This window comes from Epilithonimonas sp. KH_059, from assembly GCF_057838485.1.
The window spans coordinates 540,987-562,261 of sequence record NZ_CM174468.1; the positions used below are offsets into that span (position 1 = coordinate 540,987).

The 21,275-nt window shown below is 41.6% G+C and carries 16 protein-coding genes; 4 read left to right on the forward strand and 12 right to left on the reverse strand.

All coding sequences use genetic code 11. From position 1 onward, the window contains the following. Positions 1–9: 9 nt before the first annotated feature. The 9 genes from AC3IRX_RS02440 to AC3IRX_RS02480 form a co-directional block, all read right to left on the reverse strand. Entirely contained in the window at positions 10–759 is a 750-nt protein-coding gene (locus AC3IRX_RS02440; RefSeq protein ID WP_489210898.1) for an SDR family NAD(P)-dependent oxidoreductase, read from the reverse strand. Positions 760–929: 170 nt separating this feature from the next. After that, the gene (locus AC3IRX_RS02445; RefSeq protein ID WP_489210899.1) at positions 930–2,303 is read right to left on the reverse strand and encodes an MFS transporter; all 1,374 of its coding nucleotides are present in this window, start codon (positions 2,301–2,303) and stop codon (positions 930–932) included. Between the two features lie 38 nt (positions 2,304–2,341). Continuing rightward, positions 2,342–2,860, reverse strand: a complete 519-nt coding sequence (locus AC3IRX_RS02450; protein ID WP_489210900.1) for a nuclear transport factor 2 family protein — start codon at positions 2,858–2,860, stop codon at positions 2,342–2,344. 5 nt (positions 2,861–2,865) lie between these two features. Next, positions 2,866–4,725, reverse strand: coding sequence for a glycoside hydrolase family 13 protein (locus tag AC3IRX_RS02455; protein WP_489210901.1), 1,860 nt, complete (start codon positions 4,723–4,725; stop codon positions 2,866–2,868). Between the two features lie 64 nt (positions 4,726–4,789). Further along, entirely contained in the window at positions 4,790–6,946 is a 2,157-nt protein-coding gene (locus AC3IRX_RS02460) for a glycoside hydrolase family 97 protein (RefSeq protein WP_489210902.1), read from the reverse strand. Positions 6,947–7,032: 86 nt separating this feature from the next. Continuing rightward, positions 7,033–8,439, reverse strand: coding sequence for a SusE domain-containing protein (locus tag AC3IRX_RS02465; RefSeq protein ID WP_489210903.1), 1,407 nt, complete (start codon positions 8,437–8,439; stop codon positions 7,033–7,035). Positions 8,440–8,457: 18 nt separating this feature from the next. Next, the gene (locus AC3IRX_RS02470; protein ID WP_489210904.1) at positions 8,458–9,591 is read right to left on the reverse strand and encodes a SusE domain-containing protein; all 1,134 of its coding nucleotides are present in this window, start codon (positions 9,589–9,591) and stop codon (positions 8,458–8,460) included. 22 nt (positions 9,592–9,613) lie between these two features. Next, a complete protein-coding gene (locus AC3IRX_RS02475; protein ID WP_489210905.1) occupies positions 9,614–11,230 on the reverse strand; it encodes a RagB/SusD family nutrient uptake outer membrane protein in 1,617 nt (538 codons plus the stop codon). Positions 11,231–11,245: 15 nt separating this feature from the next. Beyond that, on the reverse strand, positions 11,246–13,990 hold the full coding sequence (locus tag AC3IRX_RS02480; protein ID WP_489210906.1) for a SusC/RagA family TonB-linked outer membrane protein: 2,745 nt from the start codon (positions 13,988–13,990) through the stop codon (positions 11,246–11,248). A gap of 389 nt (positions 13,991–14,379) precedes the next feature. On the opposite strand from AC3IRX_RS02480, the gene metG reads away from it, so the two are divergent. Beyond that, positions 14,380–16,407, forward strand: a complete 2,028-nt coding sequence (metG, locus tag AC3IRX_RS02485; RefSeq protein WP_489210907.1) for a methionine--tRNA ligase — start codon at positions 14,380–14,382, stop codon at positions 16,405–16,407. 75 nt (positions 16,408–16,482) lie between these two features. Here metG and AC3IRX_RS02490 read toward each other — a convergent pair whose 3' ends face one another. Further along, a complete protein-coding gene (locus AC3IRX_RS02490) occupies positions 16,483–17,931 on the reverse strand; it encodes an alanine/glycine:cation symporter family protein (RefSeq protein ID WP_489210908.1) in 1,449 nt (482 codons plus the stop codon). A gap of 49 nt (positions 17,932–17,980) precedes the next feature. On the opposite strand from AC3IRX_RS02490, the gene AC3IRX_RS02495 reads away from it, so the two are divergent. Both AC3IRX_RS02495 and mscL read left to right on the forward strand, forming a co-directional pair. Continuing rightward, the gene (locus tag AC3IRX_RS02495; protein ID WP_489210909.1) at positions 17,981–18,508 is read left to right on the forward strand and encodes a hypothetical protein; all 528 of its coding nucleotides are present in this window, start codon (positions 17,981–17,983) and stop codon (positions 18,506–18,508) included. A gap of 110 nt (positions 18,509–18,618) precedes the next feature. After that, the gene (gene mscL / locus AC3IRX_RS02500; protein ID WP_489210910.1) at positions 18,619–18,993 is read left to right on the forward strand and encodes a large conductance mechanosensitive channel protein MscL; all 375 of its coding nucleotides are present in this window, start codon (positions 18,619–18,621) and stop codon (positions 18,991–18,993) included. A 150-nt stretch (positions 18,994–19,143) separates the two neighbouring features. On the opposite strand, the gene AC3IRX_RS02505 is transcribed toward mscL, so the two are convergent. Next, the gene (locus tag AC3IRX_RS02505; protein WP_489210911.1) at positions 19,144–20,106 is read right to left on the reverse strand and encodes a D-2-hydroxyacid dehydrogenase; all 963 of its coding nucleotides are present in this window, start codon (positions 20,104–20,106) and stop codon (positions 19,144–19,146) included. A 6-nt stretch (positions 20,107–20,112) separates the two neighbouring features. Further along, on the reverse strand, positions 20,113–20,514 hold the full coding sequence (locus AC3IRX_RS02510) for an LNS2 domain-containing protein (RefSeq protein WP_489210912.1): 402 nt from the start codon (positions 20,512–20,514) through the stop codon (positions 20,113–20,115). Between the two features lie 214 nt (positions 20,515–20,728). On the opposite strand from AC3IRX_RS02510, the gene idi reads away from it, so the two are divergent. Continuing rightward, positions 20,729–21,241: an isopentenyl-diphosphate Delta-isomerase gene (idi, locus tag AC3IRX_RS02515; RefSeq protein ID WP_489210913.1), complete on the forward strand. Its 513-nt coding sequence runs from the start codon at positions 20,729–20,731 to the stop codon at positions 21,239–21,241. The last annotated feature ends 34 nt before the right edge of the window (positions 21,242–21,275 follow it).

Sequence of the window (21,275 nt, forward strand, 5' to 3'; positions counted from 1 at the left end):
ATTTAAGCTTTAAAGAGCGGTATACCCGCCGTCAATGGCATAATACCCTGCATTGATGTTCGTGGCAAGATCTGAACTTAAAAACAGTACAAATTGAGCCACTTCCTCCGCATTCCCTAATCGACCTAGGGGATGCTTCTCTACGAGCAAGGCTTTGGTTTGTGGATCTAAAGAATCCAAAAGCGGAGTGTCAATGTACCCTGGCCCGACTGCATTAATTCGAATGTTTTTGGAGGCATACTCGGAACCCGCGGTTCGGGTAAGACCTAAGACGCCGTGCTTAGCTGCTGCATAGGCGCTCGACCCCAAAACACCGGTAATGCTATGGATGGATCCCATGTTTACAATGGCTCCTCCTCCGTTTTTTAGCATCTGATTAATTTGGAATTTGGTTCCGTAGAACACACCGTTTAGATTAATGTCAATGACTTTTTTCCAACCCTCTAAACTCAAATCCCCTGTAGGGTTCAATTCGCCACCGATACCTGCATTGTTGCAAGCAATGTCAAGACGACCAAAATGCTCCACTGTCTTTTCAACGAGCTGCTCAACCTCACCCGCGTCCGCTGTGTTGGCCTTTACAAATAGGGCCTCAGCCCCTTTGGCTTTTAATTCTTCGACAAATGCCTCTCCACTTTTGGGATCAATGTCGGAGACCACTACTTTCGCACCGTTTTTGGCGTAAATTTCTGCAATTGCCTTTCCAATTCCAGAGGCTGCGCCCGTCACAAGCGCTACTTTTCCACTTAATAAACTCATACCTTTCCTTTTATTTTTTAAACTTTTGCTGCATTCCTCTGGGAGCCCTTTAAAAAAGCCTTTTTCCCACGAAGGAACTTACGAAAGTTACGACGGTTTCTCCTCAAAAACAAAGGAATGACCGACTTTAACAAATCTTATGAGTTCAAAAAAAATAGTAGGTTTTTCTCTTAGGATAGCTCTACCGGATTCTCGATTTCCCCTTCTTTTCCGACTCCTTTTAAGCTTAAGGAACATGCGGCAGCAACGAGCATCGCAATCCCCCCCATGATTAGATAGCCCATGGCATGGTTTCCGAAAAAGGAGCTCACAATCGGTCCGCCAATAATTCCATTTACGATCTGAGGAAGGACAATGAAAAAATTGAAGATTCCCATATACACACCCATTTTATGCTGCGGAATGGCATGAATAAGCATCGAATAAGGCATAGCCAAAATACTAGCCCAGGCAAACCCAATCCCAATCATAGAAATCCACAAATACCCTGGATCTTTAATGAAATACATGGAGATAAGTCCTAGTCCTCCAAAAAATAGGGCAAGGGCGTGGGTTTGCTTCTTCCCAATTTTTCTAGCTAGTGGAGTCAGAAGGAAAGCAAATCCAATGGCAAATAGATTGTAATACCCAAAGAGTACCCCTACTAAATTCCCAGCCTCATTAAACTCGGCTGACGAGGCATCCGAAGGGGCAAGTCCAAAATGATGAGTGGCAATGGAGCTTGTGGTATAAACCCACATAGTAAAGAGTGCAAACCAGGAAAAGAACTGAACGAGTCCAAGTTTTCTCATCAGAGGAGGAATCTTTGTGAAATCCTTCGCTATGTCAGAAAATTTAGGTTTTTCCTGCGATACCTCAACTTCTTTTGAAAACGAAGCCAACTCCTTCGGGGAGTATTCTTTTGTGGTAAAAATGGTATACAGAATAGTAAGAATCAGAATGACCGCTCCTACATAAAAAGAATAGATTACAGAATTGGGAACAAATCCTTCTGCAGCGACATTGGAAACCCCTAGTTTGGTTAACCAGAGGGGCATGTTAGACCCAATGACCGCACCAATTCCGATCAAAATGGTTTGAACCGAAAAGCCAATGGTTCCTTGGTGCTTGGGAAGCATATCTCCAACCAAAGCTCTAAAGGGTTCCATCGCCACGTTAATGGATGCATCCATTAGCGCGAGGAAGAGAACTGCAAAAAGCAGGACTCCTGCTGCTAAAAACACCCCTACAGAAGCGGAATTAGGCAATAAGACAAGTCCTACTGCAGTCAAAATGGCACCTATTAAGAAATAAGGCTTGCGTCTGCCCCATTTATCGCTCCACGTATGGTCGCCCATATGCCCAATGATGGGTTGAACAATTAATCCCGTAATCGGAGCGACTAGCCAGAACCAAGACAAATGGTGCACATCCGCACCAAAGCTTTGAAGAATACGACTGGCATTTCCATTTTGAAGGCCGAAGGCCATTTGGATTCCTAAAAATCCCATACTCATGTTAATAATCTGAGCAAGGGATAAGTTTGGTTTTATAGAATTGGACATAAAAGACTAATTATTATCATTGACTAAGGAAGTCAAATTTACTTAAGTTTTTCCTTTTGAAGCGCTTCTTCTGAAGATTTTATTTGCACCACTTGGCCGGCGACGGAATTGGGCACAGTCAAACTAAGCACGTACTGACGAAGTTTCCACTCCCCCTCCTGCAATTCCAAGACACCTGAACCTCGGCAGAGCCCGTATTGACTATCGAGCAGTTCACTAAACCAAGCCCACCTAGAATCTTCACTTAGGTGTATCGTTCGTTTAAGGGGCAAATAGCTCCATCCTCTGCCCTTATCAAAATAAGGCTTCGCATAGGCCATAAATTCCTCTTTGTTCCAGGTTTCTAGGGCATCCGTTCCGATAAACTCTGAGTCCTTAGCAAAGAGTTTAAAGTACTCCTCGAAATTAGCCTCTGCCGCCATTTTATGAAAGCGGTCCATACGGACTCCCACTTCATTTTCATTTTGAGTTTCCTTACTTAAAGAAGACTGAGCGCTAAGCGTTGAGCTTAGTAAAGGACTTAGAAAAAGGCTTAGTATAAAACAAAAGGATTTCATAGGGTCTAGTTTAGTTCTAAGATAAGCGCGTTTTTAGCAGGTGCCGTAAGGTTTTGATCAGGAGAAATGGAGAAGGTTTTTTCAGACATGACATCCTTTCCACTAGAAATCCCCTCAAGACTTTCCTTGAAGCGTACTAAGGATAAATCAACAGGTTTTTCGTTGTTATTTAATACCACCATTACTTTCTTGTTATCCGTATAACGGAAATAGACATACACTTGGTCGGTAGGCATATAGTGCGTGGTTTTTCCCGAATGAATCACCTCGGCGGATTTACGCCAATTGAGAAGCTTTTTGGTAAATGCGTAGTATTCCTTTTGCTCGGGCGTCTGTGTTGATTCAGTAAAGGCATTTTGCTTATCGCTCGCCCATCCACCAGGGAAATCACGACGAATGTCCGCATCTCCTTTCGATTTTTCTCCGCGCATCCCTATTTCAGAACCGTAGTAAATTTGAGGAATTCCTCGAATGGTTGAAATGAGACTTAAGGCAAGTTTATAATACGCGGGATCTCCACCGAACATTTCATTAAGCCTTTCCGTATCGTGGTTTTCAAAAAAGACCAAAAGGTTATTTACATCTGGATAAAGAAAATCATTGCTTAAAGAATTGTAAATCTGCATCATTCCTTTGTCCCAAGACTCCGGTCCTTTTAGTGCAGAAGGCAGTTCCGTATAAAGAGAGAAATCCATTACGGAGGGTAAATAGGAATTGTACTGGTCAATTTCCCCTACTTTGGAATCCTTCTGCCAATACGCAATGTGCGCTGGCGATTGCATCCAGGCCTCTCCTACAATGTTAAGGTTTGGATATTCGTCCGTGAGAGCTTTTGCCCAGTTCGCCATCGCTTCTTTGTTATTGTAGGGATAGGTATCCACTCGAAGTCCTCCTAGTTCTGCATATTCGATCCACCAAATGGCATTCTGCGTCAAATAAGTTAGCAATCGGGGGTTTGCTTGATTTAAATCGGGCATTGTGGTATCAAACCACCCGTTGAGAGCCCCATTGCGGTCCACTTCCGATGCGTTCCCATCCATTTGAGAGGTAATTCGGTAGTTGGAACGCTTAAATCCATAGCGTCCTCCTCCGTCTTTAAACTGATGAATCCAAGTTTGTTCCGGTAGGTCTTGAATCATCCAATGAGAAATTCCCCAGTGGTTGGTCACGTAATCCTGAATGAGCATCATCCCGCGTTTGTTAAGTTCCTGAGAGAGTTTTTTGTACTCCTCGTTACTCCCGTAGCGAGCGTCAATCTTATAAAGATCCGTTTGAGCGTATCCATGGTAAGAATACCCTTTCTCATTGTCCTGATTCACAGGCGTGAGCCAAAGGGCTGTCACGCCTAGGTTTTCTAAATAATCAAGTTGGTTTAGAATGCCTTTTAAATCCCCACCGTGACGTCCGCCAGGAGAATTGCGATTGCTTTTTTCAATCAAATCCTTTTGCGAATCGTTGGAAGGATCGCCATTTGCGAATCGATCCGGCATAATCAAATACATCACATCTGCAGAGGTATAGGATTTGCGCATTTTTGAGCCTTCTTTTCGGGTCTTCAGTTCGTAATTGTACGTACTTTTTACTTTCCCGTTTTCTTTCAAGGTAATCTTAAAGTCCTCTCCTTTAACCTCTTTTGTATCAATTGTGACAAATAGGTAGTTAGGGTTTTCGACTTTCTCAACCGCTTTTGGTTTTAAACCGCCTGAAAGTTCAAGGGTTTGATTTGCTATGGAAGGGCCATAAAGTAAAATCTGCAGGTCTGTGTTTTCCATGCCTTTCCACCAAAAAGCGGGTTCCACTTTTTTGAGTTGAGCCAGGGTGAGGCTGAAGGAAAGCAAAAGAAAAAGTAAGGATAATTTTTTCATAATCTAAATTGGAATTAAAAAATGAAAGACGCTACTTAGGGCGCCTTTCATTGCAAAATGGAATTTATTTAATTGGATTCACAGAAATGGCATATCCGCCACTTCTTACCAAATGAATAGGAAGTTTGGTCTTGCTAGTGACTGTTTTTTTCACAATCTCATAGCTTTGGGGATTCGTAATGTAATCCGCGTCTTTTCCGTCCTTGTAGATAACCGCTTCGTATTTCTTGTTCTTAGGAAGAAAAGAGAAATCCACTGTGAAGGTTCTTGCGTTTTCGTCGGTTACCCCTCCAACAAACCACTGGTCTTTTCCTTTGGTTTTTCTAGCTGTATGGATATAATCTCCCGGCTCGGCCGATAGAATTTTCGTATCGTCCCAATCCGCAGCTACATCTTTTATAAACTGGAATGCATCGAGGTGTCTTTCATAATTTTCCGGTAAATCCGCTGCCATTTGTAGGGGAGAATACATCACCACATAAAGTGCTAATTGCTTAGCCAACGTGGTTTTTACAAAACGAGTATCGTTTGGAAAATAGTAATTAAGTTGTGTTTGGAAGATTCCAGGCGTGTAATCCATCGGCCCTCCCATGAAACGAGTGAACGGCAAAATGGTTTGATGCTCAGGATCGTTTCCACCGAAAGCCTCATACTCAGTTCCTCGAGCGGCCTCAGCAGCCACCCAGTTCGGATAGGTACGGCTTTGTCCCGAAGGGCGTACACTTTCGTGTGAATTCACCATGATTTTATATTCGTTTGCCTTCTCAGCAATTCGAATGTAATGGTTGTTGGTCCATTGAGAATAATGATGCTCTCCACGTGGAATAATATCTCCCACGTACCCTGTTTTCACAGAAGGATAATCGTATTTGTTCATAAGGGCGAAGGCCTTGTCTGCCCAACGTTCATAATTCGTAGCGGAACCTGAGGTTTCATGGTGCATCATAAGCTTCATGCCTTTTTTATGGGCATACGAATTGAGCTCATCAATGTCAAAATCAGGATAAGGAGTAATGAAATCAAAAACATATTCTTTGGAATTTCCAAACCAATCTTCCCATCCTTCGTTCCAACCTTCAATCAAAAGAGCATCAAATCCATGCTTAGACGCAAAATCAATGTACTCTTTCACTTTCGTGGTGTTAGCTGCATGGTTGCCATTCGGCGTCAATTTAGAGAAATCGGTTTTGCCTAAATGAACATTTTTAGCCGTGGAATACGCCCAGTTGGACTTTCCAATAATCATTTCCCACCATACACCCATGTACTTCGTAGGTTTGATATAAGAGGTATCGGTATAAGAGGTAGGTTCGTTTAAATTGAAAAGCATTTTCGATTCTAAAACCTCTTCTGCTTTATCCGAGACAATCACCGTTCTCCACGGGGAAACAGCTGGGGTCTGTAAATACCCTTTCACGCCTTGCGCATCTGGAGTTAAATGAGTTTTGAATTTAAATTCATTTGCGTCTACTTCTAAATGGGAAGCGGCATAGTTAATCACCGCAGCTTCTGCAATGTTTAAATAAAGTGGATTTTTTCCTTCTTTTTTCAACATGACCGGAGACTGAACCGAGTTTTCCACCGATTTTTGTGACGCATTGCTATCAAAAGAAGTCGCCCAACGAGCTGGAATCTCTGAGAGTTTGGTGGTCATGTATTTGTATTCTTGAGAATCGTAATCTCCCGTAATCCACCACGTTTTGGTGTCCCAAGGCAGGTCGAATTCACTGTCCTCCTCTTTTAAACGGAAATAATTTAGATTTTCCTGTTCTGGAAACTCATAACGGAAACCGAGTCCGTCGTTAAAAAGTCTAAACTTTACCACGATGTGGCGTTTGTTTGCAGGCTGATCTAGCGTAACGGCAAGTTCATTGTAATGGTTCACATACTCCTTTTTCTCTCCAAGAATAGGCTTCCATACTTCGTTCTTCGAATCCGTTTTTTCTGCCGTCTTCTCAAAGCCACTTAGAAGGTCCGTGGGACTAGAAGAATTCTTATCAATTGCACTTGCAAATTCAATTCCTTTGTCATCGAAAAGTCTGAGTCCTAATTTTGAATCTTCAACGACCGTCTCCCCTTTGTATTTTAAATGGTAATAAGGCACACCTTCCTTAAGCTTGAAATTCATTTCAAACTCTCCATTTGGTGATTTAAGTGTTTGAGCATTAAGGGATATACCTCCAAGAAGCAAAGCCACGATGCTCAGATTTAATTTATGCATTATAGATTTTTTTAATGAACATGAAAGATAAAAAAAACTGCTGCCAAAAGCAACAGTTTTTCTTTTTTAACAGAAAGATTTCTCTTCTATTTTTTGATAAGGATATAGCGGCCATCTAAATCATTGAAAAAGATGTCATAGATACCGGCTTCACTCACTGGAATGTTTGGTCCTCCATAAAGTCCTTTGCCTGATATTGGGCTCGTACTTCCCCAACTATCATCCCACGCATCGTTTGCTCTAAATTTGATTTCACCTGCGGTTAGACTTACATCGGTAAGGCTCCACTGGTGAACATCAAAGGTAGAATGAACCATGTCGGTTTGGGCGTCCCAAAGTAGCGGAGTACTGTTTCCAATAATTCCCATGATTGGATAGATTTTCTGCTCACCAGTATAAGGAGCAATTTTATAGGTTTTCGCAAGAATATCAAGCTCAAACGTATAGTATCCAGCCGAAGGAATATTGAAAGTGCCTGGCTCATTGGAACCGTCTGGATTGCTCGCATGAACAACTCCATCGGTAACTCCCCACTGTGGATTCCAGGTATTATCTCCTAACTGCTCAAGAACTTTAAATCCTCCTGCATTAAAATAACCTGTGTAATAAAATTTATTTACGTTCTCTGAATCCCTGTAAAGTGGATGGTTGTTATTGTTTGTGCTCCATCCTGCCTCTACAGCTTCTCCCACGAAGAATAAATCTTTGTAGGCTACGTAAGGCGTCACGCTAATCTCAATTGGAGTAGAGACCGCAAGTAAAGTTCCTCCTACAGAGCTTGTGCTTGCAGATACACGAAGATCAACTTTTGCAGCTACATCGGGTGCAAGTCCTAACGTCATTACAGCATCATTGAAGCTCTTGTTGGTAAACTCTAAGCTGGTGGCATCAGATACTGTTCCAGCCGCTACATAGTCCGTAGAACCTGCAACAGCGACTTCTACTAGGTAGTCCACTTGGGTACCGTAGGTATAATCACTCCAAGTCACGGTTGTAGCCGCTTCGTCTGGAGCACTCATACTGAGTACAAATTCAGCACCTGCACTTGGACTTGTAATTACGGGCTTCGAAGATGGATACGTCGTTATATCCGTAGAAATTACATTGGATACATTCGATCCAGAAACCACTCTAAAGTAAAGTTTCTGACTATCGTAAGGATGTAAACCCGCTGCAATCGCAGCTTCGTTTAGCGCTCCGATTGTGGTAGTTAAACTGGTTGTATCCGAACTTCCTAATTCTACTTTTGTAGAAAAATCCTCTAGACTAGAAACCTCTACTACGTAGTTATTTCCACCGCCTAAATTGTTGTCCCAAACCAAACGGAAAGCATTATTCTCCATAGTAGGGTACAAAACACTGCTCGCTAGGGTTGTATTGTAAAGCTCAAAGCTAGGCTCTTTTTCCCCCACGGTGAACTCATCATCCCGACACGCCTGAAAGACGATTGGAAATACCAAAGCGAGAACTAAAAATTTAAGTATCGTTTTCATATTGTTCTTCTCAATTTATTATTTAGCAACAATTTTATAGGTACCTGCTTTCAGGTTTACAGTGATTGTGTATTCTGCACCACCTCCAGAGTATTGGATATTTCCATTGTCTCCTTTAGGTCCTAAGAATCCTGAGTCTCCTGCATTGTCCTGAAGGATGTTTGCCCACTCTAAGTCACCCCAAGATTGTTGGCCGAGGAACTTAAATTCTTCGTTGTCCGCAAGCGTAACATCAATCGAATAAACTCCATCCGAAACCTTTGCCATAGGAAGTGCCGATTCTGCAGTCCATCCATTTAAGCTACCTACTACGTAAATTTCTGGGAAATCGAATCCTTTCACTGCGGAAGCTTCAATCGTCAGAGACTGAACTCCAGAGGCAGCGTCGATTTCTACTTTGTAGATTCCAGTTTCCTCTGAAAATTTCATGTTTTCTTCTCCGTCTTGAGCAATATTACCAGATACTTGTTTAAAGTAACGGAATCCATCCTTCGTACCTGCCATATCAATACTGTAATTGATAGGGTCCCAGTCTTTCTGTCCTAGGAATCGGAAGGTTTTACCATTCTCCATATAAGTATAGATCACAGATTTGCTTTCCGATTTGTAAAGCTCTTGTGCATCTCCTGCATTCCATCCTACGTAAGACACATCCCCTACTAAGTAGAAGGTTGGATACACTAGGCTATACGGAGTAATATTTAAATGCGTCACGTTGGAAAGCACAGAAAGGTATTCCCCTTCATCGCCAATGTAAGAAGACACTCGTAAGTAAAGTGGAGCTTCTTCCCCTGCTGGAATCCCTAGGGTTTGAGCCGCTTTGTTCATCTCAGCCACTGTGTAAGTGACGGTTCTAATCGAACCGCTCACAGTTCCAAGTGTATAAGGCTCTTCAAAACTCTCCCTCGTCGAAGCTTCAATTTTGTATTTTACTTCTGTAGGCTGCGTATACTTCGCTTGTTGCCAAGAAACGTTTAGCGACGGATTGTCTGGAAAGTTCTGATCTAAAAATAAAGATTCAGAACTAAGGTCCATAATAATGGCAGGCGTTTCATTGCTAATAATGAGTTCCTCTCTATCCTGGCAAGCCATTAGGCCTAACAGCATCACAAATGCGAGTAACCCTCTTTGTATAATTGATTGTTTTTTCATTGTAATTATATTTGGGCTGGAATTAATAACCTGGATTTTGAATAAGGTTCGAGTTCGCAATCACATCATTGGTTGGAATCGGATACAAATTTCTATATTCCGCTACGGAAGCTCCTTCTTTTGAGCCTCCTTTCCATTGCCAAAGCATACTAGATCCCGTGAATTTACCAAAACGGATAAGGTCTGTTCTACGCGTCATTTCCCAAGAAAGTTCACGTGCACGTTCTGCTAGTAAGAAATCTAAGCTAAGACTTACCGCAGGGTTCACTCCTGCTCTTTTACGAAGCTGGTTTACATATCCTAGGGCAGTTGCCATGTTTCCATTTCCTCCTCTTACAGTGGCTTCTGCGTACATTAAGTACACATCTCCAAGACGGTAAAGAGGTAGATCGGTATCCACAAAATCACCTGCTGTATCCGACCCCGCAGAACCATCAGAGTAATTGATGTTTTTGTATTTGATAAAGGCGTAACCTTGTTTAAAATCACTAATCTCAGAAATGTCAAGCGATTGTCCATCTGTGTAGAAACGGCCTCTTTTGTCCGATCCATCCTCTGGGAATAATCCTACAAATTGTTTGGTGACGCGAAGTCCACCCCAACCTCCGTTCACACCGAAGTCAGAAGCAGGCATCGATCCTCCAATCGCCGCATGCACTAAGAAAGTTGTTCCACCAAAAGATCTAGTTTTGTTTCCATCGTAATTAATCGCAAAAATAACTTCTGGGTTGTTTAGGTGATTATCCGCCATAAAGAGATTTTGATATCCATAATCCACACCGCCTAAAAGGTCTTTCTTTAAAGAATATCCCGCATTAATAATCTTGTCGGTATAGGTAATCACATCATCATAACGCTTAGTTCCTTTATAAACTTCCGCATTTAAGTAAAGTCTTGCAAGAACAGCCCACGCTGCCGCTTTGTCCACGCGTCCGTATGCGTTGGTTCTTGGATCCTTAAGCTCCTCTTGAACGGCTAGAAGTTCACTCTCTACCCAGTCAAATAAAGCGGCTCTTTCAATTCTTGCTGGTTTTTCAGCGCCGCCTGACACGTAGTTTTCATCTACAAAAGGAACGTTTCCATAAAGGTCTAGTGCGTGATAATAAGACTGAGCTCTTAAAAAACGAGCCTCTGCACGCATCGTTTTTGCTTCGTCTAAATCCGTACCGGTAATTCCGTTGGCAGCTAATTTTTCATCCGTAGTGTTACGAATAAATTCATTGGTGAATGCAATCTCACCATAGATACGGTAGTAAAGTGCAGCAACGAATTCATTGGATGCTGTCCAAGTCTGCATATTCATCTGAGGCAGGGTTCCATCTGGCCAAGCGATTTTCGCTTCGTCCGTAGGAAGTACTTGGTGGTAGAACATTTGACGCATATAACTGGAGAATCCTCCGTCGATCCCGCCAATGTCTGAATTCCCATCGCCTCCTTCTTGTCCCCCTAAGGCAAGACCGCCATAAAGTTTTGCAAGTAGACTTGGGTAATTGCTAAAGTCTGTATATAAGTTCGTAGAAGAAGGATCTGTGATCGGTTCCCTTTCCAAATCTTTCACACAAGATACTGTAGAAAAGGCTAGAAATAGACCTAGAGCTCCTACGACGATATGTTTGGCTTTTATATTAAAAAGTTTCATCTGTCTTTAAATTAATTAAAATTGAAAATTAAGTCCTAGTGAATACACTTTTGGTCTTTGGTAGAATCCGTTGTCAATGTTTCCGAAAATCTCAGGATCCACTCCTGTATAATCAGAAATCACAAAGACATTCTGCGCCATACCGTATACTCTTAAGCTACTACGGCTTCCGAATACCTCTCCAAAGTTATACCCTAAAGTAAGGTTGTCCATTCTTAAGAAAGAAGCATCCTCTACGAATGTATCTGACCAAAGGTTTATTTGAGGGAATTGGTATTCAACAGTAGAGCTATAAACGTTTTGTAAATAGCCATTGGTTCTAAGAGAAGCCATGGAACTATTTGAGGCTGCGTTGTTATATACGTAATTTCCAATCACGGCGCGAAGCGAAGTGCTTAAATCCCAGTTTCCAACGGCAAGTCTTGTGGAGAATCCAAACTGAGCATCTGGCGTAGTGGATTTGTAAAAATACTTATCACTATCGTTGATCACTCCATCTTGGTTGATATCCACATAGGCTCCCGGAACTGGTTTTCCTTGGTTGTCGTAAAGTTGTTTGAACACGTAGAAAGAATAAGGAGCGCGACCTACACTGTGCGCCTGAATATTGTTTCCAACTCCTCCCGAAAGTCCTCCCACTTGGATTTTAAAATCCGCAGCCACTTGGTCAGAAAGACTTGTAATCTCAGAAGTGTAATGTGTTGCGTTTAAACTTACATCCCAAGTTACTTTCTCTGTTTTCACTGGAGTGAAGTTTAAAATTACTTCCACCCCTTCGTTGGTCATATCCCCAACGTTTTTGGTGTTGTAGTTACTAAGTCCACCAGCAGCCTCAGGAACATAAGCAATTAAGTCTTCTGTTTCTTTCTGGAATACATCAACGGAACCGCTAATACGGTTATTGAAGAATCCGAAATCAAGACCAATGTTCTTAGTTAGAGTTTTTTCCCAAGTTAAATACGGATTGTATTGTTGTGGACGGTACATTGGATAGAAGGTATCTCCGAACAAATACTCAGCCGTATCGTTACTTAAGTTGTAACGAGCGAAAGCTGGATACGAACCTCCTACTTCCTGCTGACCTGTCACCCCGTATCCTAATCTTAATTTCAAATTAGAAACGACGTTCGACTGATTAAGGAAATTCTCTTCGTTAATTTTCCAAGCAAATGCAGCCGCTGGGAAATTCCCCCATAAATTGTCAGTCGTTCCGTTGTAGAAACGAGAAGAGGCATCACGACGAATGGATCCGGTTAAGATATACTTATCAGAGATCGTAAAGATCGCACGACCAAAGAAGGAAAGTAAAGTTAATTGGTCTGCATACTCTCTAAATGGAGTGAGTTCCGCTACTCCCGTCTGCACATTGGTTCTTACGGAAACACCTGCAGGATTTTCTTTGTAGAAATCTTGGTAGGAATAACCCGCCATAATATCGATGTTGGTATCGATAGAAGAAATGGTTTTAACGTAATTCAAATACGTTTCGAGTAATTTGTTTTTCTTTTCTTGTTCGTAAGGGCCAACACTGTCGAATCCACGACCTGCGCCACTTAATCCTATAGTACGGTTGGTTCCATATCCTTTCGAATAATCATAGGCTAAATTCACATTCCAACGCAAATCAGGAAGGAAGTGGAATTTGTAGTCTAATTGAATACTAGGCATAAAGCGATACACAGATCCTTTGTTTGTAGTCGCGTTCAATAAACTCACAGGGTTACTATTCGATACGGTGTTAAGTCCACCATCTGCATTAAGCCATTCGAAATAGCCTCCAAAACGAGGATCGTCCATGTAAACAGACTGCGTTGGGTCATAATTAATTGCGTTGTTAATCGCTCCTCCATTAGGAAAACGGTTGTCAGTGAAGGATCCTTTAATACTTGCATTCACGGTTAAGTGATTGTCAAAGAATTTTGGGTTTAAATTTAACCCTACGGATGTTCTTCTAAATTCATTGGTTTTTACAATCCCGTTCTGCTCATTGTACCCGATAGACAAACGGTAAGGAAGACCTTTAATACCCCCCGTGATGGCGAGGTTATTGTCGGTTCCCCATGCAGACTGGTAAATTAAATCTTGCCAGTTTGTGTTTGCCGTTCCAAGAAGTGCTTTCGCTGCATCCGATCCGACTTGGTTTACAAACCCGCGGTATTCATCAGCGCTTAATACATCTGCATTTCCCATTTTAGTTGACACAGAGGCTACGGTGGAGAAATTGATACGTAAAGCTCCTCCTCTACCTTTCTTAGTAGTAATTAAAATAACCCCGTTTGAGGCTCTGTTTCCATAAATGGCAGCAGCAGAAGCATCTTTTAAGATATCGAAGGTTTCGATATCATTCGGGTTAATTAAAGAAAGGGGATCCGAGGCACCGGATACGCCATTAAAGTCCTGTGGGACTCCGTCAATTACAATAAGAGGTGAACTGTTAGCGTTCAAAGAAGCTCCTCCTCGAATTCGAATGGTAGAACCAGCTCCTGGGGCTCCACTGTTTCCAGTAATAGCCACACCGGGTGCTTTTCCTTGAATTAATTGTTCTGGTGAAGTAGCTCCTCCATTGAAATCTTTCTCAGATACAGACACAATCGATCCAGTTAGATCTGATTTTTTTCTTTGTCCGTAACCAATCAAAACAACCTCCTCGATGGCAGTCTCACGGTCGGACTGTAAAGTGTCTGTTGTTTGTCCTTGTAGCATTGCACCCGCAAGCAAAAATGCAGGCGCAATTTTCAAAACTGTACTATAGTTTCTCACAAATATAAAGTTTAAGGATTAATATTCTTTTGTTTTTTCATTTCGCAATGCACAATTAAGTAAGGGTACGAAAACTGAATACATAGGAAACAGTGGTCTAATTTAATCAAAATAACATTAACAAAACATTAAGATAGAAAATAAAAAAAAAATATTTGTTTTTTGCTAAAAATTTAAATTATTAGTCTGATAATTAACATTTTACAAAATATACTATTTTTAGCAAAAGATTTCATAGCACCTAAATTATTAAACAAATATTTAACCAAAAATTAACGTGACGTAGGAAATTTTAGAACATTGTGTTAAAAAAAATTTAAGACTCTTCTATTTGTAAATTTTAAAAACGTCTTAAGATACCGTATCTTTGCCTTAAATACGAAAATCTCATGTCGCAAAGAAAACTTATTACTGCTGCGCTCCCCTATGCCAATGGACCTCTGCATATTGGACATTTGGCAGGTGTTTATATACCCGCTGATGTCTACGCTAGATTCCAAAGAAACCAAGGAAGAGACGTGGCTTTTATCGGAGGAAGTGACGAGCACGGAATCCCGATTACAATTCGCGCAAAAAAAGAAGGCATCACGCCTCAAGACGTCGTGGACAAATACCATGAGATTTTGAAAAACTCTTTGGAGCAAATAGGAATTTCATTTGATTACTACTCTAGAACGACGTCTAAGAAACACATCGAAGTAAGTCAAGATTTTTTCACGACACTATATAATAAGGATAAGTTTGAGGAAGAAACCTCCGAGCAGTACTACGATGTTCAGGCGGGAGAATTTCTAGCCGATCGCTATATCGTAGGCACATGTCCCAACTGTGGCCAAGAAGGTGCTTATGGAGATCAATGTGAAAAATGCGGTACCACCCTTTCTCCTCGTGAACTTCTAAATCCAAAATCAATGCTCTCTGGGGAAATCCCTATTTTAAGAGAAACGAAAAACTGGTATCTTCCTCTAGAAGAATACCAAGACTTTTTAGAAGAGTGGATTTTAAAAGGACATAAGTCCGATTGGAAACCGAATGTGTACGGTCAAGTAAAATCTTGGCTCGACCAAGGGCTAAGGCCAAGAGCGATGACCCGAGATTTAGATTGGGGAGTCCCTGTTCCTTTAGAAGGAGCGGAAGGGAAAGTTCTTTATGTATGGTTTGATGCTCCGATTGGATATATTTCATTCACTCAAGAATGGGCAGAGCAAACCGGTAAAAACTGGAAAGACTACTGGCAAAGTGAGAAGAGTGATTTAGTGCATTTTATTGGAAAAGACAATATAGTTTTCCACTGCATCATTTTCCCTTCAATGCTTAAAGCGCACGGAGATTACATTCTTCCGACCAATGTTCCTGCTTTTGAATTCCTTAATCTGGAAAACGAAAAAATTTCAACTTCTAGAAACTGGGCGGTTTGGGCTCATGAATATCTTGTAGATTTTAAAGATCAGCAGGATGCTCTACGTTACGCCCTACTTTCGTCGGCTCCAGAAACCAAGGACAACAACTTCACGTGGAAAGAATTTCAAACGAAAAACAATTCTGAGCTTGTGGGAATCTTTGGAAATTTCATAAACCGCGTTGCAGTTCTCAACCATAAATATTATGGTGGTAAAATCCCTGCCTACGAACCAAAGAGTGAGGAACTACAAGAAATTGAAAAAGCAAAAGCTGAAATCTCGAATTTCTTAGAAAATTACGAGTTCCGTAATGCGCTTAGCGCCCTTATGAATCTTGCTCGCTACGGAAATCAGTATCTTCAAACGAACGAACCGTGGAAAACCATTAAAACGGACGAAAAGAAAACAGCGCAAACGCTATTTGTTTCGAGCCAAATTGCAGCGGCGCTTGCCCACCTTTGCGAGCCGTTCCTTCCCTTCGCTTCGAAGAACCTTCTTGCTCAGTTTAATTTAGAGAAGATGCCTTGGCAAGAGCTTCCTTCTATTTTGCTAGAAACAGGCCATGAAATTGGAGAGCCTCAATTACTCTTCTCAAAAATAGAAGACGAGGCGATTGAAGCGCAAATGCAGAAGCTTCAAAACACGAAAACAAACAATAACAAAACCAACCCTAATGCAAATGCTATGAAAGAAGAAATCACCTACGACGATTTTGTCAAAATGGACATTCGTACAGCTACCATTTTGGAGGCAGAAAAAGTGGAGAAAGCAGACAAACTATTAAAATTCAAGGTTGATACAGGAGTGGATATCCGCACTGTGGTTTCTGGGGTTGCAGAAAGCTTTACACCCGAAGAATGCGTCGGAAAACAAGTAAGTATCCTACTTAATCTTGCGCCTCGTAAGATTCGCGGGATTGAAAGCCAAGGAATGCTTTTACTTACGCAAAAACCAGACGGCAAGCTTACCTTTGTAAAGCCAGAAATTGAAGTAGACAATGGAGTTGAGATCAATTAATCAAACTCATTATTCTATACACAACAAAAAACTCCAGCAAGGCTGGAGTTTTTTAAGCTTAAAAGGAAAGATTTTTTACCATTCTGTGGTATTTTTGATTCCAAGTTTCCTTGGATCAAAGACAGGATCTTTTCCTTCTTTTTTCTGTTTTTCATAATCCTTAAGGGTCACAAAAGCTTTTTTCTGAAGAATAAGAATCGCTATAATATTTAACCAAGCCATGATTCCCACGCCAATATCGCCGAGCCCCCAAGCTGTACCTCCACTTGTGACTGATCCATAGAAAACACTCCCGAAGAATAAAATCCGAAGTGCCCATAAGAGCGGTTTGCTCATTTTCTTTTTCCGAAGATAATAAAGGTTGGATTCTGCAATAAAGTAATAAGCAAGCACCGTGGTGAATGCGAAAAACAAAAGAGCAATCGCCACAAATGCATGGCCTATACTTGGAAAATAAGAAGCAATCGCAGCCTGCGTAAAGAGCGGTCCTTCTTCCACGCCTGGAAGGTTATTCACTAAAAAACCACCTGCATCATCACCTACATTGTAAAGTCCTGAAAAGAGGATAATAAAAGCAGTGGCCGTGCAAACGAATAATGTATCGATGTAAACAGAAAAAGCTTGAAGGATTCCTTGTTTGGCAGGATGGGAGGTGGCAGCGCTCGCAGCCGCGTGCGGCGCGGTTCCTTGCCCTGCTTCATTGGAATAGAGTCCTCTTTTTACTCCCCAAACCACGGCAGATCCTACAATCCCACCAAAGGTAGCCTCGGTTCCAAAAGCAGAACTTAAAATAAGGTTAAAAACCTCTGGAATTCTTTCAAAATTGAGTCCAATTATGACAACTGCCATTAGGATATAAGCCCCTGCCATAAAAGGCACTGTGATTTCTGCAAACTTTCCAATCCGTTTCACATCTCCAATCACAATTAAAACGAGTCCAAAAACAACCGCTAGCCCAACCCAAAATTTATCAATGCCAAAGGCGCTAGACATACTCTCTGCGATACTATTGGATTGAACCCCGGGAAGGAAAAATGCGCACGCAAAAATGGTACTGATGGCAAAAAGCGCAGCATACCATTTTTTACCGATTCCCTTTTCAATATAGAAAGCCGGTCCCCCTCGATAGTTTCCATTTTTTTCTTCTTTATAGATTTGTCCTAGAACGGCTTCCACAAAGGCGGTTGCACCTCCTAAAAACGCAATCATCCACATCCAAAACACGGCGCCTGGACCTCCCATCGCAATCGCTGTCGCGACCCCTGCAATGTTTCCGGTTCCGACTCGACCTGCAATGGCGATGGTAAACGCTTGAAAAGGAGAGACCCCTTTATCGTTCGAATTTTCTTTAAACAATTGACCAATCATATCTCGCAGAAATCGAACCTGAACGAAACCCGTTCGAATGCTAAAATAAAGTCCTGTGCCAATGCATAATAGAATGAAAGCGTAAGACCAAATTACATCGTTGGTCCAGACAATTGCCTTTTCAAAAAAGGTGGGGGTAAGTAGAGTGTATATCATAAATTAAAAAACGGCGAAAAAATACAAAAAAAAATTCTATTTTTATCCAATGCGAACATTGACTCTATTTTTATTCGGACTTTGCTTTTTACTGCCCTTCCCAATGGAGGCGCAAACTACTAACAGTGAAAACCTTAGAAATTCTTATTTGCAAAGATGGGAAGCTCTACTTGCGACTGAGTATTTGCCCCTTCGCAAAAGCATTTCTCTTTCTATCGAACTCCAAAAAGAGCTCCAAGGTCTAAAAACGGCGTATCTTAAAGAGCTAGATCGGCAAAAAACACCCGATCTTGCCAAACAAAAGGCCCTTCGAATGTATCCGCATATTGCCCAGGTTCTTCTAAACAAATCCACCCTAACCGAATCGCAGGTTAAGACCTATTCAGAGCTGGTGGTTAACGTTTGGAAGCAAATGCCAAATTCCGTGTTTAGTCCTGTGGCCAAGATTACAGACACCCTGAAAAAAGATCAGTTCCATCTCACCTTCCCATACCCCTACCAAACGTTTGACGATTTGATTGATTCTTCTCCTCGCCAACGAGATCAGGTGCTCAATTTCCTCCTATGGAATCCTTAAATCAGACTCTAGGGGTTATGAACTTTTCATAAGAAATGAAAACAAAAGAGAAATAAGTCAATTATTTTTTTACTTTTGTAGATGTAACACAATTAAAAAAGAAATAAACTATGGGATTTGTACAAGAATTTAAAGCTTTTGCATTCAAAGGAAATGTAATTGACTTGGCCGTTGGGGTCATCATTGGAGCGGCATTTGGAAAGATCGTTTCTTCTCTTGTAGAGGACGTAATCACTCCACTACTCCTTAATCCCGCGCTTAAAGCGGCAGGAGCTGAAGACATTGCGAAGCTTACCTGGAATGGCGTAACCTATGGGAACTTCCTATCGGCTATCATCAGCTTCTTATGTATCGCGATGGTTCTTTTCTGGCTCATCAAAGGGGCAAACAAACTGCAAAAACCAGAAGAAGCGCCTGCTCCTGCAGGTCCTACGCAAGAGGAACTTCTTACCGAGATTAGAGATCTATTAAGACAAAAAGCTTAATCTAGAATCTAAATTAAAAATAGCAAAACCGCCTAAATTTAGGCGGTTTCGATATTTTAATAGAAGCTGTATTTCTAGTACTCTACATTTTGCAAATGAATCCGAGCTTGATGCATCAGACTCTTGGAATGCAAAAACGCCGAGCGCAGTCTATCCTTCCGTTTGTAAGATGCTCCAGATTTGCTCTGCCAAAGAAAGGCCGATTCGATCTTGAGCTTCTAAGGTAGAGGCTCCTGTATGGGGCGTTAAAGAAATCTTCGGGTGCGATAGGATTTCTTTAGAGGGTGTAGGTTCGTTTTCAAATACGTCCAAACCTGCAAACAGGACTTTTCCTGTATTCAAAGCTTCGATTAAGGCGTTCTCATCAATAATACCCCCTCTGGAACAATTGACAATGGCCACTCCAGTCTTCATTTTGGCAAATTCATTCGCTCCAATCATATAGCCTTCTTTCTGAGAAGGTACATGGAAGGTAATGAAATCCGAATGTTCAAGAACCGATTCTAAAGGTTCGGTTTCAATGTCCACATTAATGTATTGGTTGTTGTAGAACTTCACTTTGATTGAAGCGCGGCCTACATTGTTGTCGGCTGCGACCACGCGCATACCCATTCCTAGTGCAATCTTTGCAACTTCTTGTCCAATTCGGCCCATGCCGATAATTCCAATGGTTTTTCCTCTTAGTTCAATCCCTTTCGCGTACGCTTTCTTTAGCTCTGCAAATTTGGTATCTCCGTACACAGGCATTTGACGGTTGCTGTCTTCTAGGAAACGTGCACCGGAAAATAAATGGGCAAAAACGAGTTCTGCTACGGAAGCAGAAGAGGCCGCGGGCGTATTGATCACATGAATGTTCTTAGAACGCGCATAATCCACATCGATATTGTCCATTCCAACTCCCCCTCGTCCAATGATTTCTAAGCCCTCGCACTGATCGATTAGCGGTTGTCTTACTTTGGTGGCACTTCGAACCAGAAGAACTTTAATTTCGTTTTCGTTGATATATTCGATCAGCTTTTCTTGTTCTACTTTTTGGGTTAGGACTGTAAATCCTTTGGCCTCTAGGGCCTGAACCCCAGACGGATCAAGTCCGTCGTTTGCTAATATCTTCATTAATTTCTAGTCTTTAAATACTTGAATTTTCACTTCCTTTTCAACAAAATCTGTGAATTTGCCTTCGTAGCGTGTCGCGCGAACAATATGGTTGTCTACCCAATGGTAATTGCCACCTCGAGGTTTCCCACAAAGGATCGAATGGTACTTAAACCCATGGCGATCGAGCCACTCTTTTGTTATTTCTTTTTGGTCCTCAGCTCGAGAGGTAAAAAAACATATTTGATGCCCCTCTTCGTACCAACGGTTAATCTGCTCAAGTGCATCGGGAAAGGGCTCACACGTGGTCATTCGTTCGGGTTGCTCGTTTGGGATATCCTCGGTAATGGTCCCGTCAATATCGATTAAGTAATTTTTTACTCCCTCCACTAGACTTGGGCTTATATCTGCTTTAAAATTGAGATTCATAACAACCAGGCTTTAAGGGGGCAAAATTACAAAAATCACACGGGGCGAGAAAATCGAATGCCCCTCAATTCCAATAAGTTTTCCCTACCCCTCTAAGGAGCTCAATAAATCTCGATTCTGAAGGGCACTGTTTCCTTTATTTGTCTCTCACTTATGGTTCTTTGCCCACTTTCAAACTAGGGCAAGCAGAAAAATTTGTGTAAATTTGTACGGTATGGAAGAATTCGTTGTACTCGTCACGCCCGAGGATGAGGTTATTGGCCAGATGGAAAAATTAAAAGCCCATGAGCAGGGCATTTTGCATCGTGCTTTTTCTGTGTTTTTATTTGACGATCAAAACCGGATGCTGCTTCAAAAAAGAGCACTTACCAAATACCATTCGCCTGGTCAATGGACCAATGCGTGCTGCTCGCACCCTCGCGTAGGAGAAACCTATGAAGAGGCGGCAAAAAGAAGACTCGTGGAAGAACTAGGAATTGAAGTTCCTATTGAGCCCAAGTTTCACTTCTTATACAAGGAGAATGTAGGTGGAGATCTCACTGAGCATGAACTGGACCATGTTTTCTCAGGCACATACGAGGGTGAATTTAAGTTAAATAAAGAAGAAGTAGACTCTGTTCGCTATATAAGTATGGAAGAGTTAGACCAGGAGCTTCAGGATCATCCCGATCATTTTACGCCTTGGTTTAAAATCATTCTAAACGAATACAAGGAACATCTTGCTTAAAAAAAGCAGCTTTCTAAAGAAAATATCTAAAATC

What these genes read in the sequence shown, in the direction of transcription:
- AC3IRX_RS02440 (WP_489210898.1), bottom strand. Translation starts at nt 759, where the DNA reads ATGAGTTTATTAAGTGGAAAAGTAGCGCTTGTGACGGGCGCAGCCTCT.
- AC3IRX_RS02470 (WP_489210904.1), bottom strand. Translation starts at nt 9,591, where the DNA reads ATGAAAAAACAATCAATTATACAAAGAGGGTTACTCGCATTTGTGATG.
- mscL (WP_489210910.1), top strand. Translation starts at nt 18,619, where the DNA reads ATGGGATTTGTACAAGAATTTAAAGCTTTTGCATTCAAAGGAAATGTA.
- AC3IRX_RS02495 (WP_489210909.1), top strand. Translation starts at nt 17,981, where the DNA reads ATGCGAACATTGACTCTATTTTTATTCGGACTTTGCTTTTTACTGCCC.
- AC3IRX_RS02510 (WP_489210912.1), bottom strand. Translation starts at nt 20,514, where the DNA reads ATGAATCTCAATTTTAAAGCAGATATAAGCCCAAGTCTAGTGGAGGGA.
- AC3IRX_RS02465 (WP_489210903.1), bottom strand. Translation starts at nt 8,439, where the DNA reads ATGAAAACGATACTTAAATTTTTAGTTCTCGCTTTGGTATTTCCAATC.
- AC3IRX_RS02460 (WP_489210902.1), bottom strand. Translation starts at nt 6,946, where the DNA reads ATGCATAAATTAAATCTGAGCATCGTGGCTTTGCTTCTTGGAGGTATA.
- idi (WP_489210913.1), top strand. Translation starts at nt 20,729, where the DNA reads ATGGAAGAATTCGTTGTACTCGTCACGCCCGAGGATGAGGTTATTGGC.
- AC3IRX_RS02475 (WP_489210905.1), bottom strand. Translation starts at nt 11,230, where the DNA reads ATGAAACTTTTTAATATAAAAGCCAAACATATCGTCGTAGGAGCTCTA.
- AC3IRX_RS02505 (WP_489210911.1), bottom strand. Translation starts at nt 20,106, where the DNA reads ATGAAGATATTAGCAAACGACGGACTTGATCCGTCTGGGGTTCAGGCC.
- AC3IRX_RS02490 (WP_489210908.1), bottom strand. Translation starts at nt 17,931, where the DNA reads ATGATATACACTCTACTTACCCCCACCTTTTTTGAAAAGGCAATTGTC.
- AC3IRX_RS02445 (WP_489210899.1), bottom strand. Translation starts at nt 2,303, where the DNA reads ATGTCCAATTCTATAAAACCAAACTTATCCCTTGCTCAGATTATTAAC.
- AC3IRX_RS02450 (WP_489210900.1), bottom strand. Translation starts at nt 2,860, where the DNA reads ATGAAATCCTTTTGTTTTATACTAAGCCTTTTTCTAAGTCCTTTACTA.
- metG (WP_489210907.1), top strand. Translation starts at nt 14,380, where the DNA reads ATGTCGCAAAGAAAACTTATTACTGCTGCGCTCCCCTATGCCAATGGA.
- AC3IRX_RS02455 (WP_489210901.1), bottom strand. Translation starts at nt 4,725, where the DNA reads ATGAAAAAATTATCCTTACTTTTTCTTTTGCTTTCCTTCAGCCTCACC.